General features: G+C 68.3%; 16 protein-coding genes and 1 tRNA gene (1 of these 17 only partly in view). 14 read left to right on the forward strand and 3 right to left on the reverse strand.

The window, feature by feature from the left end:
• Positions 1-7: 7 nt before the first annotated feature.
• The 6 genes from LOS78_RS08070 to LOS78_RS08095 all read left to right on the forward strand — a co-directional run bounded on the left by LOS78_RS08070 (position 8) and on the right by LOS78_RS08095 (position 7,358).
• Positions 8-988 carry a branched-chain amino acid ABC transporter permease gene (locus LOS78_RS08070; protein WP_028711805.1) on the forward strand — a complete coding sequence of 327 codons (981 nt, stop codon included), beginning with the start codon at positions 8-10 and terminating at the stop codon, positions 986-988.
• Between the two features lie 105 nt (positions 989-1,093).
• Positions 1,094-2,170, forward strand: a complete 1,077-nt coding sequence (locus LOS78_RS08075) for a branched-chain amino acid ABC transporter permease (RefSeq protein ID WP_230377913.1) — start codon at positions 1,094-1,096, stop codon at positions 2,168-2,170.
• Between the two features lie 45 nt (positions 2,171-2,215).
• Entirely contained in the window at positions 2,216-3,496 is a 1,281-nt protein-coding gene (locus LOS78_RS08080) for an ABC transporter substrate-binding protein (RefSeq protein ID WP_028711807.1), read from the forward strand.
• A 53-nt stretch (positions 3,497-3,549) separates the two neighbouring features.
• A complete protein-coding gene (locus LOS78_RS08085) occupies positions 3,550-4,374 on the forward strand; it encodes an ABC transporter ATP-binding protein (RefSeq protein WP_028711808.1) in 825 nt (274 codons plus the stop codon).
• 18 nt (positions 4,375-4,392) lie between these two features.
• Positions 4,393-5,610 carry a phenylacetate--CoA ligase family protein gene (locus tag LOS78_RS08090; protein ID WP_230377914.1) on the forward strand — a complete coding sequence of 406 codons (1,218 nt, stop codon included), beginning with the start codon at positions 4,393-4,395 and terminating at the stop codon, positions 5,608-5,610.
• A gap of 29 nt (positions 5,611-5,639) precedes the next feature.
• The gene (locus LOS78_RS08095) at positions 5,640-7,358 is read left to right on the forward strand and encodes a peptidoglycan-binding protein (protein WP_230377915.1); all 1,719 of its coding nucleotides are present in this window, start codon (positions 5,640-5,642) and stop codon (positions 7,356-7,358) included.
• Positions 7,359-7,667: 309 nt separating this feature from the next.
• Here LOS78_RS08095 and ykgO read toward each other — a convergent pair whose 3' ends face one another.
• Together ykgO and LOS78_RS08105 are read right to left on the reverse strand one after the other, a co-directional pair.
• Positions 7,668-7,793: a type B 50S ribosomal protein L36 gene (gene ykgO / locus LOS78_RS08100; protein ID WP_017998967.1), complete on the reverse strand. Its 126-nt coding sequence runs from the start codon at positions 7,791-7,793 to the stop codon at positions 7,668-7,670.
• An 84-nt stretch (positions 7,794-7,877) separates the two neighbouring features.
• Positions 7,878-7,952 (reverse strand) — tRNA-Val (locus LOS78_RS08105).
• 184 nt (positions 7,953-8,136) lie between these two features.
• Here LOS78_RS08105 and LOS78_RS08110 point away from each other — a divergent pair.
• Genes LOS78_RS08110 through LOS78_RS08130 form a run of 5 tightly spaced genes read left to right on the forward strand, consistent with a single transcriptional unit; the run spans position 8,137 to position 11,287 of the window.
• Complete coding sequence (locus LOS78_RS08110; RefSeq protein WP_230377916.1) at positions 8,137-9,000, forward strand: N-formylglutamate amidohydrolase; 864 nt, start codon at positions 8,137-8,139, stop codon at positions 8,998-9,000.
• Between the two features lie 18 nt (positions 9,001-9,018).
• A complete protein-coding gene (locus tag LOS78_RS08115) occupies positions 9,019-9,921 on the forward strand; it encodes an SPFH domain-containing protein (protein ID WP_028711811.1) in 903 nt (300 codons plus the stop codon).
• Positions 9,918-10,190: a hypothetical protein gene (locus LOS78_RS08120; RefSeq protein ID WP_028711812.1), complete on the forward strand. Its 273-nt coding sequence runs from the start codon at positions 9,918-9,920 to the stop codon at positions 10,188-10,190. The genes LOS78_RS08115 and LOS78_RS08120 overlap by 4 nt, the downstream gene beginning before the upstream one ends.
• Before the next feature lie 2 nt (positions 10,191-10,192).
• Positions 10,193-10,606 (forward strand): NUDIX hydrolase, encoded by a 414-nt coding sequence (locus tag LOS78_RS08125; protein ID WP_028711813.1) that lies wholly within the window; start codon positions 10,193-10,195, stop codon positions 10,604-10,606.
• 51 nt (positions 10,607-10,657) lie between these two features.
• Entirely contained in the window at positions 10,658-11,287 is a 630-nt protein-coding gene (locus tag LOS78_RS08130) for a glutathione S-transferase family protein (RefSeq protein WP_230377917.1), read from the forward strand.
• Here LOS78_RS08130 and pyrF read toward each other — a convergent pair whose 3' ends face one another.
• Positions 11,288-11,980 (reverse strand): orotidine-5'-phosphate decarboxylase, encoded by a 693-nt coding sequence (pyrF, locus tag LOS78_RS08135; protein ID WP_230377918.1) that lies wholly within the window; start codon positions 11,978-11,980, stop codon positions 11,288-11,290. It lies immediately after the preceding gene.
• Positions 11,981-12,133: 153 nt separating this feature from the next.
• Between pyrF and clpB the strand changes: the two genes are divergently transcribed.
• The 3 genes from clpB to msrQ all read left to right on the forward strand — a co-directional run.
• Positions 12,134-14,761 (forward strand): ATP-dependent chaperone ClpB, encoded by a 2,628-nt coding sequence (gene clpB, locus LOS78_RS08140; protein WP_028711816.1) that lies wholly within the window; start codon positions 12,134-12,136, stop codon positions 14,759-14,761.
• Positions 14,762-14,888: 127 nt separating this feature from the next.
• Positions 14,889-15,785, forward strand: coding sequence for a protein-methionine-sulfoxide reductase catalytic subunit MsrP (gene msrP / locus LOS78_RS08145; RefSeq protein ID WP_230377919.1), 897 nt, complete (start codon positions 14,889-14,891; stop codon positions 15,783-15,785).
• Positions 15,785-15,999, forward strand: partial view of a protein-methionine-sulfoxide reductase heme-binding subunit MsrQ gene (gene msrQ, locus LOS78_RS08150; protein WP_230377920.1) — the 5' end (the start) only. Its footprint extends 412 nt past the window's final position; only the first 215 of its 627 coding nucleotides appear in the window; it begins with the start codon at positions 15,785-15,787; its stop codon lies beyond the right edge, outside the window. Before msrP ends, msrQ begins: the two co-directional genes overlap by 1 nt.

Genomic DNA, 15,999 nt, shown 5'->3' on the forward strand with positions numbered 1-15,999 from the left:
GGCAGGAATGGAGTTTCTTTACGCAAGCGAGATCCTGCTGAACGGCCTGATGGCCGGGGTGATGTATTCGCTGGTCGCCCTGGGCTTCGTGCTGATCTACAAGGCCTCGGGGGTGTTCAACTATGCCCAGGGGGTGATGGCGCTCTTCGCCGCCATGACGCTGGTCGGCATCATGGAGGGCCGGGTGCCCTTCGCGCATCTGATCAACGCCGCCTTCGGCGTGCATCTGTCGAGCTTCGGCTGGACGGTGCCGGGCCTGCTGGCCATCCTGCTGACGGCGCTGGTCATGGTCGGCCTGGCCATCGCCATCGAGAAGCTGGTGCTGAAGCACCTGGTCGGGCAGGAGCCGATCATCCTGTTCATGGCCACCATCGGCCTGGCCTGGTTCCTGGAAGGACTTGGCGACGTGATGTGGGGCGCCGACGTGAAGGTGCTGGACGTCGGCCTGCCGCAGGGCATTTCCGAGACGGTCGAGGCAGCGACCAACGACTGGCTGGGCTACGGCTTCTTCATCGACCGGCTGGACATCTGGGCGGCGGTCATTGCGGCGGTGCTGGTGGCGGCGCTGGTCGGCTTCGCGCAATATACCAAGCAGGGCCGCGCGATGCGCGCGGTGGCCGACGACCACCAGGCGGCGCTGTCGGTCGGCATCAGTCTGCAATTCATCTGGATCATGGTCTGGTCCATCGCCGGCTTCGTGGCGCTGGTCGCGGGCATCATGTGGGGCACGAAATCGGGGGTGCAGTTCTCGCTTTCGCTGATCGCCCTCAAGGCGCTGCCGGTGCTGATGCTGGGGGGCTTCACCTCGATCCCCGGCGCCATCGTCGGCGGGCTGATCATCGGCATGGGCGAGAAACTGTTCGAATATTTCGTCGGCCCGATGGTCGGCGGCGCGACCGAGAACTGGTTCGCCTATGTGCTGGCGCTGATCTTCCTCGTCTTCCGGCCGCAGGGCCTGTTCGGCGAACGCATCATCGAGCGGGTCTGACCATGGCGCGGGTTGAGGACTCGGGACTGGGTATTTGGAAAACAAAGAAGGCTTCTCTGTTTCACAAATACCCGAATGTCGAAACGACCAAGCCGGGAGGGGCGGATGTTCTATCGTGAGGCGGGCGACTTCAAGACGAGCTATCGCGACGATGGCCAGACCTTTCCGATCAAGCTGGATCGCTGGGGCTATTACGCGATCCTGGCGGTGGCCTTCCTGGTCGTGCCCTTCGTCATCGACAGCTATTGGGCCAATGCTGTGCTGGTGCCCTTCCTGATCTATGCCATCGCGGCGATCGGGCTGAACATCCTGACCGGCTATGCCGGGCAGGTCAGCCTGGGCACCGGCGGCTTCATGGCGGTGGGCGCCTATGCGGTCTACAAGCTGATGGTCGCCTTTCCGGGGGTGCCGATCGTCATCCATATCGTGCTGGCCGGGGCGATCACGGCGGTCGTGGGCATGCTTTTCGGCCTGCCCAGCCTGCGGATCAAGGGCTTCTACCTGGCGGTGGCGACGCTGGCCGCGCAGTTCTTCCTGGTCTGGCTGTTCAACAAGGTGCCGTGGTTCTACAACTATTCGGCCTCGGGCCAGATCAACGCGCCCGAACGCACCATCCTGGGCTGGGCGGTGACCGGGCCCGCCACCACGGCCCCGGCGAAATACCTGATCTGTCTGTCCTTCGCCGTCCTGCTGGCCTGGGTGGCGCGCAACCTGACCCGCGGCAGCGTGGGGCGCAAATGGATGGCGATCCGCGACATGGACATCGCGGCCGAGATCATCGGGGTGAACCCGCTGACCGCCAAGCTGTCGGCCTTCGCCGTCTCCAGCTTCTTCGTGGGCATCGCCGGGGCGCTGTTGTTCTCGGTCTATCTGGGCGCGGCCGAGGCCAGCGAGGCCTTCGGCATCAACAAGAGCTTCCTGGTGCTGTTCATGATCATCATCGGCGGGCTCGGCAGCATCTTCGGCAGTTTTGCCGGCGCCGCCTTCCTGGTGCTGCTGCCGGTCTTCCTGAAGAACGTGCTGGTGGCGCAGCTGGGCTGGCCGACCGACCTGGCCGCCCATATCGAGCTGATGATCGTCGGCGCGCTGATCGTGTTCTTCCTGATCGTCGAGCCGCACGGGCTGGCGCGTCTCTGGGCGCTGACGAAGGAGAAGCTGCGGCTCTGGCCGTTCCCGCATTAACGACCGGACAACCGGCGGAACAAAACCCTTGGGGAGGAGACCAAGATGAAACTGAAACTCGCAACCGTCGCGCTGGGCGCCGTCATGGCGGCGGCGCCGGCCATGGCCGACCTGGTGGTGCCGAACCTCAGCTACCGGACCGGGCCCTATGGCGCCAACGGCACGCAATATGCCGACGGGTTCAACGACTATTTCACCCTGCTGAACGAGCGCGACGGCGGCATCGGCGGCGAAAGGATCCGCACCCCGGAATGCGAGACCGCCTATAACACCGAGAAGGGCGTCGAATGCTATGAATCGACCAAGGGCTCGGGCGCGCTGGTCTACAACCCGCTCTCCACCGGCATCACCTATCAGCTGATCCCCAAGGTCGCGGCCGACAAGATCCCGCTCTATACCCCGGGCTATGGGCGCACCTCGGCCAAGAACGGCAAGGTCTTCGAATGGGTGTTCAACGCCCCGGCGAACTACTGGGACGGCGCCTCTGTCGCGGTGAAATACCTGCTGGACCAGAACGGCGGCAGCCTCGAGGGCAAGAAGATCGCGCTGGTCTACCACAACTCGGCCTATGGCAAGGAGCCGATCCGCACCCTGCAGGAGCTTGGCAAGAAGCACGGCTTCACCCTGACCGAGCTGCCGGTCGACCCGCCCGGCCAGGAGCAGAAGAGCCAGTGGCTGCAGATCCGCCGCGACAAGCCGGATTACGTGCTGATGTGGGGCTGGGGCGTGATGAACCAGACCGCCATCCAGGAGGCCGCCAACATCCGCTTCCCGATGGAGAACTTCATCGGCACCTACTGGTCCGGTTCGGAAGTGGACGTGAAGCCGGTGGGCGCGGGCGCCAACGGCTACAAGGCGCTGACCTTCCACGGCGTCGGCATGGATTACCCGATCTATGAGGACATGAAGAAGCACGTCATCGATCCGGGCAAGGCCTCGCAGGGCGGGCAGTTCGTCGGCTCGGTGCTGTATTCGCGCGGCATGTATGCGGCCGTCGTCATCGCCGAGGCCATCGCCAAGGCGCAGGAGCTGGCCGGCACGCCGCAGATCACCGCGGCGCAACTGCGCGACGGGTTCGAGGCGCTGGACATCACCCCCGAGCGGCTGGCCGAACTGGGCCTGCCGGACTTCGGACCCGAGATCAAGATGACCTGCGACAACCACGGCGGCAGCGGCATGGCGCGGCTTCAGCAATGGGACGCCTCGGCCGGGAAATGGACCCTGATCACCGACTTCACCCAGCCGGATCAGGATGTTCTGGACCCGCTGATCCTCGAGGACAGCGAAGCCTATGCCAAGGAAGCCGGCATCTCGCCGCGCTGCTGATCCCTTGCCCCGGCGGTTCGCCGCCGGGGTCCATCGACCCGGAGGGAAAGCCCATGTTCGACGCCGTGCCCGACCGCGAGACCCTGCTCGAGGTCAACAATATCGAGGTGATCTACAACCACGTCATCCTGGTCCTGAAGGGCGTCAGCCTGTCGGTGCCCAAGGGCGGCATCACCGCGCTTCTGGGCGGCAACGGCGCGGGCAAGACGACGACGCTGAAGGCGATCTCGAACCTGCTGCATTCCGAGCGGGGCGAGGTCACCAAGGGCGCGATCAGCTATCGCGGCGCGCGGATCCAGGACATGGACCCCGCCTCGGTGGTGAAGAAGGGCATCATCCAGGTGATGGAGGGCCGCCACTGCTTCGAGCACCTGACCATCGAGGAGAACCTGCTGACCGGCGCCTATACCCGCACCGACGGCGGCGCGGCGATCCGCCAGGACCTGGAGATGGTCTATTCCTATTTCCCCCGCCTTAAGGAGCGCCGGAAAAGCCAGGCCGGCTATACCTCGGGCGGCGAGCAGCAGATGTGCGCCATGGGCCGGGCGCTGATGTCCCGCCCCGAGACGATCCTGCTGGACGAGCCCTCGATGGGTCTGGCGCCGCAGCTGGTCGAGCAGATCTTCGAGATCGTGAAGGCGGTGAACGAGGGCGAGGGCGTGACCTTCCTTCTGGCCGAGCAGAACACCAATGTCGCGCTGCGCTATGCCCATTACGGCTATATCCTGGAAAGCGGCCGCGTGGTGATGGACGGTCCGGCGGACGCGCTGCGCGAGAACCCGGACGTCAAGGAATTCTATCTCGGCATGTCCGACCAGGGCCGCAAGAGCTTTCGCGACGTGCGGTCCTATCGCCGGCGCAAGCGCTGGCTGGCCTGAGCGCAGAAAGGCATCCCCATGACATTCTATGACGAGCTTGAAACCCGCAGCGCCGAGGCGCGGGTGCTGTGGCTGGCGGCCGAATTGCCCGCCGCGCTGACGCGGGCCCGCACGGCGCCGGCGCTGGCCCGCATCCTGGCCGGGATCGAGCCGGATCAGATCACCAGCCGCGAGGCGCTGGCCCGGCTGCCGGTGATCCGCAAGTCCGAGCTTTCCGAGGCGCAGAGGCGGATCTCGCCCTTTGGCGGCTTCACCACGCGGCCGGCGGCGGAGTTCGAGAACGTGTTCCAGAGCCCCGGCCCGATCTACGAGCCCGGGCGGCGCGGCGCGGACTGGTGGCGGCTGGGTCGGTTCCTGCATGCGGCGGGGGTCGGGGCGGGCGACATCATCCACAATTGCTTCGGCTATCACCTGACCCCGGCGGGCATGATGTTCGAAAGCGCCGCCCGCGCGGTCGGGGCCGCGACCCTGCCGGCCGGCACCGGCCAGACCGAGCTGCAGGTCCGCGCCGCCGCGGACATCGGCACCACCGTCTATGCGGGCACGCCCGATTATCTGAAGGTGATGCTGGACAAGGCCGGGGAGCTGGGCGAGCGGCTGTCCTTTACCCGCGCCGTGGTCTCGGGCGGGGCGCTGTTTCCCAGCCTGCGCCAGGCCTATGCGGATCGCGGCATCGCCACCACGCAATGCTACGCTACCGCCGATCTGGGCCTGATCGCCTATGAATCCCCGGCCATGGAGGGGATGATCGTGGACGAGCGGGTGATCGTCGAGATCGTCCGCCCCGGCACCGGCGATCCGGTCCCGGATGGCGAGGTGGGCGAGGTGGTGGTGACCACGCTGAACCCGGATTATCCGCTGGTGCGCTTTGCGACCGGCGACCTTTCGGCGGTTCTGCCCGGCGTCAGCCCCTGCGGGCGGACGAACATGCGCATCAAGGGCTGGATGGGCCGCGCCGACCAGACCACCAAGATCAAGGGCATGTTCGTGCGTCCCGAGCAGGTCGCGGCGCTGGTCGCCCGGCACCCCGAGATCAGCCGCGCCCGCGTCGTCGCGGACCGCTCGGGTGATATGGATGTGATGACGGTGCTGCTGGAAACCGGGGCCGATGATGCGGCAAGATACGAGGGAACGGTGTTGGACACACTGAAACTTCGCGGCCGGGTGGAACTGGTTGCGCCGGGTTCGCTGCCGAATGACGGCAAGGTGATCGAGGACCGGCGCAGCTACGACTGATTCCGGTCGCCCGGAATGAGGTCGCCCGCATGCGCATCGCCGCAGCCCTGCTTGCCGCCCTGATCGGGGCCGCGCCCGCCTGGGCCGAAAACCGCGCCGTGATCGTCGGCAATGCCGATTACCGCAGCGCCCCCGATCTGGCGGGCTCGGACACGGTGGCGCTGGCGAATACCCTGCGCGTGGCGGGTTTCACCACCCAGCAAGGCGTCGATCTGGCGGCGGGTCCCCTGCGCCGCCTGATCGAGTCGCTGGTCCGCCCCGATCCGGCGCCGGGCGCGCGCATCGTGGCGCTGAACGGCCGCTTCCTGAACGACGGGACCGAGACCTGGTTCATGGGCGCCGATGCCGAGGAGCCCGGCCGCCTGGGCGTGGGCATGCAGGGCGTGCCGCTGTCGCTGGTCATGCGGCTGATGGCCGGGGGCGATCCGGGCGCGGTGCTGGTGCTGGGCACCGACGGGCAACGGATGCCGCATCGACCGGGGCTGGAAAACGGCATCGGCCCGCTGGCACCGCCCCGCGGGGTCTGGGTCGTCACCGGCTCGCCCGAGGCCGGGGCCCGCGCCATGGGCCGCTTGGCCGGCGGCGCCAGCCTGATGCAGGCCATGGCGGCCGATCCGGCGCTGCAGCTGGTGCCGGGCGGGGCCCGGGATCCGGTGCTGGCCCCGCGCCGGAAGGTCCCTGACCCGCAGGCTGCCGACCGCGATGCCTGGGCCGAAGCCTCGACCGCGGACGGCATGCGCGCCTATCAGGACTATCTCGCGCGCTTTCCGCGCGGGCTCTATGCCGCCCCCGCTCGCGAGCGGCTGGCGCAGATCCGCCGCGCGCCGGCTGCGCAGAGTGCCGACCGCCATGTCTGGGCGCGGGCCGCGGCCGAGGATTCGGCCGCAGGCTACGTCGCCTATCTGCAGGATTTCCCGGCCGGACGCTTCGCCCGCGTCGCCCGCCTCCGGCTGGCCGAGCTGCGCCCCGTCCGGCCCGGCCCGGATCTTTCCCCGGCGGCCGCGGCGGAACAGGCCCTGAACCTCGCCCCGGCCGAACGCGCCGCCATCCAGCGCCGCCTGTCGCAGCTCGGCGGTCAGCCCGGCCCGGCCGACGGCGTCTTCGGCCAGCGCACGCGCGCGGCGATCACGGACTGGCAGCGCCGGAACGGGCTGGCGGCGACGGGCCATCTGACCCGCAGCCAGGTCCGGATGCTCGCCACCCAGGTCGAGCGGCTAGAGGCCGATGCCGCCGCCCGCGACCGCGCCTGGTGGCGGCAGACGGGTGCGCAGGGCGATGCCGAAGGACTGCGCGCCTATTTGGACCGCTATCCCGACGGCCTTCACGCCGAGACCGCGCGCCGCCGGCTCTCCGGCGGCCAGCCCGACCCGGCCGCCGCGCCCGCCGGCGAGGAGGCGACCTGGCGCTGGGCCGGCCGCCAGGGCTCGGCTGCGGCCTATGAGACCTATCTGGACCGTTTCCCGGCCGGCGCCCATGCGGCGCAGGCCCGGCAGCGGCTTGCCACCTTGCGCGCCGGCATCGAAGCGGCGCGCCGCGAAGAATCCGCGCTGGGCCTGACCCCCTCGGCGCGGCGGCTGATCGAGGACCGGCTGCGCCTGGCCGGCATGCAGCCCGGCGCGGTCGACGGCGAATTCACCGAGGAAACCCGCGCCGCCCTGCGCCGCTATCAAGAGGCGCGCAACCTGCGCGTGACCGGTTACCTCACGCAGCAGACGGTCTCGGGCCTTCTGGCGGATGGACCGCGCTGACCGGCAACCGTGAAGCCCGCGCCGCCTTGGCCGGGCGGCGCTTCGTTCGGCGCTGGCCGGCATGCGTCCCGGGCCGGCCATTCCGGCGGGCCTTCTCCGCGCCCTCGGATCCATGACGTCCGACCTTGTCCCGACCGAAACCGGGCGTCCCGCCGCGCCGATCACCGCTCCTGCGATCTTCTCCCTTGTGGAAATATCCACGGGGGTGTGGGGGCAGTCGGCCCCCACCGGCCGGGTTCCAGGCCGGAAAGCAAGACGCCCGCGGCGCGGGGCCTGCGGGCGTCCTTGAATCGGATGATTCGCCGGTTCTCAGCCCTGGCGGGCCTTGAAGCGCGGGTTGGTCTTGTTGATGACGTAGATGCGGCCCTTGCGGCGCACGATCTGGCAATCGCGGTGGCGGCTCTTGAGCGAGCGGAGCGAATTGCGAACCTTCATCGGTCTTCTCCTATCGCGGCGCATCGCTAGGTCGCGCCTTGGAAACGAAATACCCCCGGTTGAGCCCCGGGGGCGCGAAACGAATGGTGGGCGGTACTGGGATCGAACCAGTGGCCACTACGATGTCAACGTAGTGCTCTACCGCTGAGCTAACCGCCCACTGACAGGTGATTCTTCCGGCTTGCGCCGCCAGATCCCCTTGGTCCGCGTGTCTATAGCCACCTCGCCCCGGGGTTTCAAGCCCTCAATCGACGGCTATTGGCGGCGCCCGATCATGGTTTATAACCCTTTCTGTCTTATCACCCAGATCTGGCGCCGGTCGCGCCGCCGGGGAACGCCAGGGATGACCAGGGAAGAGCCGATTTTCGATCTGATGCGGCCGCCGTCGTGGCAGGGCGGGGTGATCTTTGCCTCGCCGCATTCCGGCCGCGCCTATCCCGACTGGTTCCTGGCCGAATCGCGGCTGGACGCGCAGCAGCTGCGCTCGTCCGAGGACGCTTTCGTGGACCGGCTGATCGCCCCGGCGCTGGACCATGGCGCCGCGGTGCTGACCGCGCGGGTGCCGCGCTGCGTGGTGGACCTGAATCGCGGCCCCGAGGAAATCGACCCGCTGGTGGTCTCGGGCGCCGCCCCGGCGATGAGCAATCCGCGCATCATGGCCGGCCTGGGGGTGATTCCCCGCGTCGTCTCGCAGGGCCGCGCCATCCACGACCGGCCGATCCCGCGGGCCGAGGCCGAAAGCCGCATCGCCCGGCTCTGGCATCCCTATCACCGCGCGCTTTCCGGCCTGATCGAGGAGGCGGTGGCGCGGTTCGGCGGCGCCGTCCTGATCGACATGCATTCCATGCCGCGCGATGCGCTGGTGCATCTGCCGCGCCCGCGCCCCGACATGGTGCTGGGCGACCGCAACGGCGTTTCGGCCGCGCCGCGGATCAGCGCCGGCGTGGCCGATGCCGTGGTGGCCGAGGGCTTTCGGCTGCGGCGCAATTCGCCCTTTTCCGGCGCCTATATCACCCAGACCTATGGCCGGCCGCGCAGCAATGTCCATGTCGTACAGCTGGAGCTGGACCGCTCGCTCTACATGGACGAGCGCCGGATCGAGCCGCGCGCCGATTTCGACCTGTTCCGGACCCGTTTCGCCCGCGTCGTCGCGCGGCTGGCGCTGCTGCGCCCGGACGCCAGCGATTCGGCCTTCGCCGCCGAGTGAACCAGAAAGGAGGCCGCGATGCCGCCCGAATTCGCCGAGATGATCGGCCAGAACCTCGCCCTGATCATTCTGGCGCTGGTGATCCTGTTCGCCGTCAGCCGCGCCGTCCGCATCGTGCCGCAATCGGAAAAATACGTCGTCGAACGCTTCGGCCGGCTGCATGCGGTGCTGGGGCCGGGGATCAACTTCATCGTGCCCTTCCTCGACCGGGTGGCGCATCGGATCTCGGTGCTGGAGCGCCAGCTGCCGACCTCGCGCCAGGATGCGATCACGGCGGACAACGTGCTGGTGCAGGTCGAGACCAGCGTCTTCTATCGCATCATCGAGCCGGAAAAGACCGTCTATCGCATCCGCGACGTGGATGCGGCCATCGCCACCACGGTGGCCGGGATCGTGCGTTCGGAGATCGGCGCGATGGAGCTGGACCAGGTGCAGTCGAACCGCGCCCCGCTGATCGAGCGCATCCGCGAATCGCTGGCCAATATCGTCGACGACTGGGGCATCGAGGTGACGCGGGCCGAGATCCTGGACGTCAACCTGGACGAGGCCACGCGCGCCGCCATGCTGCAGCAGCTGAATGCCGAACGCGCCCGCCGCGCCCAGGTGACCGAGGCCGAGGGCCGACGCCGCGCCGTGGAACTGGCCGCCGACGGCGATCTTTACGCCGCCGAGCAGCAGGCCAAGGCCAAGCGGCTGCTGGCCGATGCCGAGGCCTATGCCACCGCGGCCATCGCCACGGCGATCCGCGAGGGCGGGATCGAGGCGGCGCAATACCAGGTCGCCATGCGCCAGGTCGAGGTGCTGGCCGAGGTCGGCAAGGGGCAGGGCAAGCAGACGGTGATCGTTCCCGCCTCGGCCGTCGAGGCGCTTGGCGACGCCTTCCGCATGCTCCGCGGCGTGAAGCCAGGGGGCGCGGCATGAGCTGGGCGAACGGCTGGATCTGGATCATCGCGGCGCTCCTTTTGGCGGCGCTGGAACTGGCGCTGCCGGGCTGGTTCTTCCTGGGGCTCGCCGGGGCGGTGCTGCTGATGGGGCTGGCGCTGCTTTTGGGCCTGTGGCCCGGCGGGCTGCCGATGGCGCTGGTGGTCACGGCGGTCCTGACCGGGGTGATCTGGCTGGCGCTGCGGCGCATCTTCGGCAGGAACCGGGGCGAGGTGCGGCGCTGGACCCGCGACATCAACGACAACTAGGCTTGGCCGGCGCCAAGCTGGTGCTGACCCATGGGGCGGATCTGCTGACCTGCCTGCGCGACGATTATCCCTGGATTCCCTTTCCGGGTCATTGGGACCTGCCCGGCGGCGGCGCCGAGCCGGGCGAGACGCCGGTCGCATGCGCCCTGCGCGAGCTTTACGAGGAATTCGGGCTGCGGCTTGCCCCGGGGCGGCTGACGGGGCGGGCCTTTGCCTCGCTTGGCGAACCGGGGCGCGCGTCATGGCTGTTTTCCGGCACGATCACGGCGGCCGAGATCGCCGCGATCCGCTTTGGCGACGAGGGGCAGGAATGGCGGATGATGCCGGTGGCGGAATTCGTCGCCCATCCCCGGGCCGTGCCGCATTTCCGCGACCGGGTGCGGCTTGTTCTTGCCGGATCGGGCTGCGGGATTTGAGAATCGCCCGCCGCTGTGCATGATCGGCGCATCGACAGGAAGGAGGCATGCATGTCTCGAATGCAGCTATACCGTCGCAACGGCTGGGGCTCGGCCATCGTCGAGGCACAACTGGCGCATTACGGCCTTGAGGCCGAGAGGATCGAGGTCGCGGACCTGTTCCTCGATCCGGCCGCCAAGCGCGACCTGATGCGGATCAGTCCGGCGGGGCAGATCCCGGTGCTGATCCTGCCCGACGGGCGGGTGATGTCGGAAAGCGCGGCGATCACCCTGCACCTGGCCGACATGACCGAGCGGGACGATCTGGTACCGGCCCCCGGCGCGTCCGAGCGGCCGCGCTTCCTGCGCTGGCTGATGTTCCTGGTCGCGCAGGTCTATCCCTGCTTCACCTTCGGCGACGATCCCTCGCGCTTTCTTAGCGACGGCACGGCGCAGAAGGAGCTGGGCGAGGCCACCACCGCGCGGCTGCAGGAACTGTGGACCGCGGTGGAGGGCGTGGCGGGCGCGCCCTGGTTCCTGGGCGAACGCTTCTCGGCCCTGGACATCTATCTGGCGGTGATGACCAACTGGAAGCCCGGACCGGAATGGTTCCAGGGGAATGCGCCCAAGGTCTGGGCCATCGCCCGCGCCACGGCGGCGCGCGAGGACCTGGCGCCGGTGCTTCAGCGCAATTTCGGCTGATTACGCCCCGGCGAGTTCGGCCTGGATCGCCTGCGCCGCGGCGCGGGGGTCCGCGGCCTGCCAGATCGGGCGGCCGACGACGATATGGTCGGCGCCGCTGGCGATGGCCGTGGCCGGCGTCTCGATCCGCTTCTGGTCGCCGGCGTCGCTGCCTGCCGGGCGCACGCCGGGGGTGACGATCAGCCGGCCCGCCGCCTCGGGCAGGGCGCGGATCAGGGCCGCCTCGCGCGGGCTGGCGATGACGCCGTCGGCCCCGGCCTCGAAGGCGCGGGCGGCGCGGGTCGCGACGATCTCGGCCAGATCGCCCGGCACGATCAGCCCGGCATCGAGGTCGGCGCGGTCCAGCGAGGTCAGGACGGTGACGGCCAGGATCTTCAGCCCCGACGCGCTTGCCCCCTGTTTCGCCGCCCGGACCACATGCGGGTCGCCGTGCACGGTCAGGAAATCCAGGTCGTATTGCGCGATGCCTTTCACCGCCGCCTCGACCGTGGCGCCGATGTCGAAGAACTTCATGTCCAGGAAGATGCGCTTGCCGTGTTCCTGTTTGAGCTCGTTGGCGAGTGCGAGCCCGCCGCCGGTCAGCATCCCCAGGCCGATCTTGTAGAAGCTGGCCGCGTCGCCGATCCTTTCGGCCAGCTCCAGCCCGGCCAGCGCGTTCGGCACGTCCAGCGCCACGATCAGACGGTCGTCCATGTTCCACCTCAGCCTGCGACAAACGGCCCGCTTATAGGGGGGAACCGGCTGTCTTGAAACCCCGTTTCGTCCTGCCCATGTGACAGGCAGGACCCGAGCCGGATCGTGCCAATGCGGGCGGTCCAAAGCGGGGGCTGAGGAAAGGAATTTCATATGGATATGGAAAAGTTCACGGAACGGTCGCGCGGTTTCCTGCAGGCGGCGCAGACCATCGCGATCCGCGAGGAAAACCAGCGCGTGATGCCCGAGCATCTGCTGAAGGCGCTGATGGACGACGAGCAGGGCTTTGCCAGCAATCTGATCGCGCGGGCCGGCGGCGACGCCCAGGCCGTGCGCCAGGCCGTCGACCAGGCGGTGGCGAAACAGCCCAAGGTCAGCGGCGGGCAGGGGCAGGTCTATGTCGATACCTCGCTGGTGCGCGTGCTGGACGAGGCCGAGAAGCTGGCCAAGAAGGCCGGCGACAGTTTCGTGCCGGCCGAGCGGGTGCTGACGGCGCTTGCCATCGTCAACACCAATGCGCGCGATGCGCTGACGGCGGGCAAGGTGACGGCGCAGGCGCTGAACAGCGCCATCAACGACGTCCGCAAGGGCCGGACGGCCGACACGGCCAGCGCCGAGGACAGTTATGAGGCGCTGTCGAAATATGCCCGCAACCTGACCGAGGCCGCGGCCGAGGGCAAGATCGACCCGATCATCGGCCGGGACGAGGAAATCCGCCGCGCCATGCAGGTGCTGTCCCGCCGCACCAAGAACAACCCGGTGCTGATCGGCGAGCCCGGCGTCGGCAAGACCGCCATCGCCGAAGGGCTGGCGCTGCGCATCATCGACGGCGACGTGCCGGAAAGCCTGCGCAACAAGCAGCTCTGGGCGCTGGACATGGGCGCGCTGATCGCCGGCGCGAAATATCGCGGCGAGTTCGAGGAGCGGCTGAAGGCCGTGCTGAAGGAGATCGAGGATGCCGCCGGCGAGATCGTGCTGTTCATCGACGAGCTGCATGTGCTGGTCGGGGCCGGCAAGACCGACGGCGCCATGGATGCCGCGAACCTGATCAAGCCGGCGCTGGCCCGGGGCGAGCTGCATTGCGTCGGCGCCACCACGCTGGACGAATACCGCAAGTATATCGAAAAGGACGCGGCGCTGGCCCGCCGCTTCCAGCCGGTCATGGTCGAGGAGCCGACGGTCGAGGACACGATCAGCATCCTGCGCGGCATCAAGGAGAAGTATGAGCTGCATCACGGCGTCCGCATCAGCGACGCCGCGCTGGTGGCTGCCGCGACCCTGTCGCATCGCTACATCACCGATCGTTTCCTGCCCGACAAGGCCATCGACCTGGTGGACGAGGCGGCGAGCCGGCTGCGCATGGAAGTGGACAGCAAGCCCGAGGAGCTGGACCAGCTCGACCGGCAGATCCTGCAGATGCAGATCGAGGCCGAGGCGCTGAAGAAGGAAGACGACGCCGCCTCCAAGGACCGGCTGGAGAAGCTGGAGAAGCAGCTCTCCGAGTTGCAGGAGAAATCCGCGACCATGACCGCCCGCTGGCAGGCCGAACGCGATCGGCTGGAGGGCTCGCGCAACCTCAAGGAACAGCTCGACCGCGCCCGCGCCGAGTTGGACCAGGCCAAGCGCGAGGGCAACCTGGCCCGCGCCGGCGAGCTTTCCTATGGCATCATCCCCGGCCTCGAGCGGCAGTTGGCCGAATCCGAGGGCAGCGAGGACGGGCCGATGGTCGAGGAAGCCGTGCGCCCCGAGCAGATTGCCGAGGTGGTGGAACGCTGGACCGGCATCCCGACCAGCAAGATGCTGGAGGGCGAGCGCGAGAAGCTGTTGAAGATGGAGGACGTGCTGGGCAAGCGCGTCATTGGCCAGTCCGAGGCGGTGACGGCCGTGTCCAACGCCGTGCGCCGGGCGCGGGCCGGGCTGAACGATCCCAAGCGGCCGCTGGGCAGCTTCCTGTTCCTGGGCCCGACCGGCGTCGGCAAGACCGAGCTGACCAAGGCCATCGCCGAATACCTGTTCGACGACGACAGCGCCATGGTCCGCATCGACATGTCCGAGTTCATGGAGAAGCATTCGGTCGCGCGGCTGATCGGCGCGCCTCCGGGCTATGTCGGCTATGACGAGGGCGGCGTGCTGACCGAGGCGGTGCGGCGGCGTCCCTATCAGGTGATCCTGTTCGACGAGGTCGAAAAGGCGCATCCGGACGTCTTCAACGTGCTGCTGCAGGTGCTGGACGACGGCCAGCTGACCGATGGCCAGGGTCGGACGGTGGACTTCAAGCAGACGCTGATCGTGCTGACCTCGAACCTCGGGGCGCAGGCGCTGTCGCAACTGCCCGAGGGCGCCGATTCGAGTCAGGCGCGCGCGCAGGTGATGGATGCGGTCCGGGCGCATTTCCGCCCCGAATTCCTGAACCGGCTGGACGAGATCATCATCTTCCATCGTCTCACGCGCGAGAACATGGACGGCATCGTCAAGATCCAGCTGTGGCAGCTGGAAAGCCGGCTTGCGCAGCACAAGATCGGGCTGGAGCTGGACGAGGCGGCGCTGAAATGGCTGGCGGACGAGGGCTATGACCCGGTCTTCGGCGCCCGGCCGCTGAAGCGGGTGATGCAGCGCAGCCTGCAGAACCCCCTGGCCGAGATGATCCTGGCCGGAGAGGTTCTGGACGGCCAGACCGTGCATGTCAGCGCCGGCCCCGAGGGGCTGATCGTGGGCAACCGCGTGACTACGGCGCATCTCGGCTCGGCCGGCGAGGATGGGCCGCGGGTGCCGCTGCACTGAGAAAAGGGGCGGATGTGTCGGCATCCGCCCCTTTTCCTTCCGGTCCTCGCGTGGAAATCACGCGGAATTTCATCGGCATCCGCCTGGGCGGGTGGCATGATGGCTCTGGGCAGAGGGGGAATTTGCCATGGCGCTGAAATGGTCCGATGTCACGCCCGAGGCGGATTACCTGAGCCGGCGGGCCTTTCTGGCGACGGGCGTCGCGGCGCTGGCCACGCCGGCTCTCGGTCTCAGCGGCAAGCCCTCGGCTTTCTCGACCGACGAGACGCCGAACAGTTTCGAGGACATCACCAATTACAACAATTTCTACGAATTCGGCACCGGCAAGACCGATCCGGCGCGATATGCCGGCAGCCTGAAGACCGCGCCCTGGTCGGTGCAGATCGACGGCATGGTGGACAGGCCCGGCAGCTACGGCGTCGAGGACCTCGCCCCCGAGGCGGCGCTGGAGGAGCGCATCTATCGCCTGCGCTGCGTCGAGGCCTGGTCGATGGTCATTCCGTGGCTCGGCGTGCCCCTGGCCGGGGCGCTCGGCAAGGCCGGCGTGCAGCCGGGCGCGAAATACGTCGCCTTCCGCACGCTGCACGACCCCGGCCAGATGCCCGGCCAGCGGTCGCGCATCATCGACTGGCCCTATCGCGAGGGGCTGCGGCTGGACGAGGCCATGCATCCGCTGACCATCCTTGCCACCGGGCTTTACGGCCGGGTGCTGCCCAACCAGAACGGCGCGCCGATCCGGCTGGTGGTGCCGTGGAAATACGGCTTCAAGTCGATCAAGTCGATCGTCGGGATCACCCTGACCGACAGGCAGCCGCCATGCAGCTGGCAGATGCTGCAGCCCGGCGAATACGGCTTCTATGCCAATGTGAATCCGCAGGTGGACCATCCGCGCTGGTCGCAGGCCACCGAAAGGCGGATCGGCAGCGGACTGTTCGGCGGCCGGCAGGAGACGCTGATGTTCAACGGCTATGGCGATCAGGTGGCCGGGCTCTATGCGGGCATGGACCTGGCGAAGCATTACTGATGCCACAGCACCTCAATCGCTGGCTGCGGCATGTCCCGGTCTGGGCGGTCTGGCTGCTGGGCTTGATTCCGCTGGGGCTGCTGGTCTGGGACACGCTGCATGGCCATCTGGGCGTCGATCCGGTGCGGGATATCGAGCATCGGCTGGGCCGCACCGCGATCTATTTCCTGCTGGCGACGCTGGCGGTGACGCCGCTGCTGCGGCTGGCGCGGCT

It is taken from the genome of Paracoccus sp. MA, from assembly GCF_020990385.1.
In the GTDB taxonomy this organism is placed as follows: Bacteria; Pseudomonadota; Alphaproteobacteria; order Rhodobacterales; family Rhodobacteraceae; genus Paracoccus.

Excerpts from the sequence above, each read along its gene's own strand:
- LOS78_RS08085 (WP_028711808.1), top strand. The coding sequence starts at position 3,550 with ATGTTCGACGCCGTGCCCGACCGCGAGACCCTGCTCGAGGTCAACAAT.
- LOS78_RS08070 (WP_028711805.1), top strand. The coding sequence starts at position 8 with ATGGAGTTTCTTTACGCAAGCGAGATCCTGCTGAACGGCCTGATGGCC.
- pyrF (WP_230377918.1), bottom strand. The coding sequence starts at position 11,980 with ATGGACGACCGTCTGATCGTGGCGCTGGACGTGCCGAACGCGCTGGCC.
- LOS78_RS08130 (WP_230377917.1), top strand. The coding sequence starts at position 10,658 with ATGTCTCGAATGCAGCTATACCGTCGCAACGGCTGGGGCTCGGCCATC.
- LOS78_RS08115 (WP_028711811.1), top strand. The coding sequence starts at position 9,019 with ATGCCGCCCGAATTCGCCGAGATGATCGGCCAGAACCTCGCCCTGATC.
- clpB (WP_028711816.1), top strand. The coding sequence starts at position 12,134 with ATGGATATGGAAAAGTTCACGGAACGGTCGCGCGGTTTCCTGCAGGCG.
- LOS78_RS08095 (WP_230377915.1), top strand. The coding sequence starts at position 5,640 with ATGCGCATCGCCGCAGCCCTGCTTGCCGCCCTGATCGGGGCCGCGCCC.
- LOS78_RS08090 (WP_230377914.1), top strand. The coding sequence starts at position 4,393 with ATGACATTCTATGACGAGCTTGAAACCCGCAGCGCCGAGGCGCGGGTG.
- ykgO (WP_017998967.1), bottom strand. The coding sequence starts at position 7,793 with ATGAAGGTTCGCAATTCGCTCCGCTCGCTCAAGAGCCGCCACCGCGAT.
- LOS78_RS08110 (WP_230377916.1), top strand. The coding sequence starts at position 8,137 with ATGACCAGGGAAGAGCCGATTTTCGATCTGATGCGGCCGCCGTCGTGG.
- msrP (WP_230377919.1), top strand. The coding sequence starts at position 14,889 with ATGGCGCTGAAATGGTCCGATGTCACGCCCGAGGCGGATTACCTGAGC.
- LOS78_RS08080 (WP_028711807.1), top strand. The coding sequence starts at position 2,216 with ATGAAACTGAAACTCGCAACCGTCGCGCTGGGCGCCGTCATGGCGGCG.
- LOS78_RS08075 (WP_230377913.1), top strand. The coding sequence starts at position 1,094 with ATGTTCTATCGTGAGGCGGGCGACTTCAAGACGAGCTATCGCGACGAT.
- LOS78_RS08120 (WP_028711812.1), top strand. The coding sequence starts at position 9,918 with ATGAGCTGGGCGAACGGCTGGATCTGGATCATCGCGGCGCTCCTTTTG.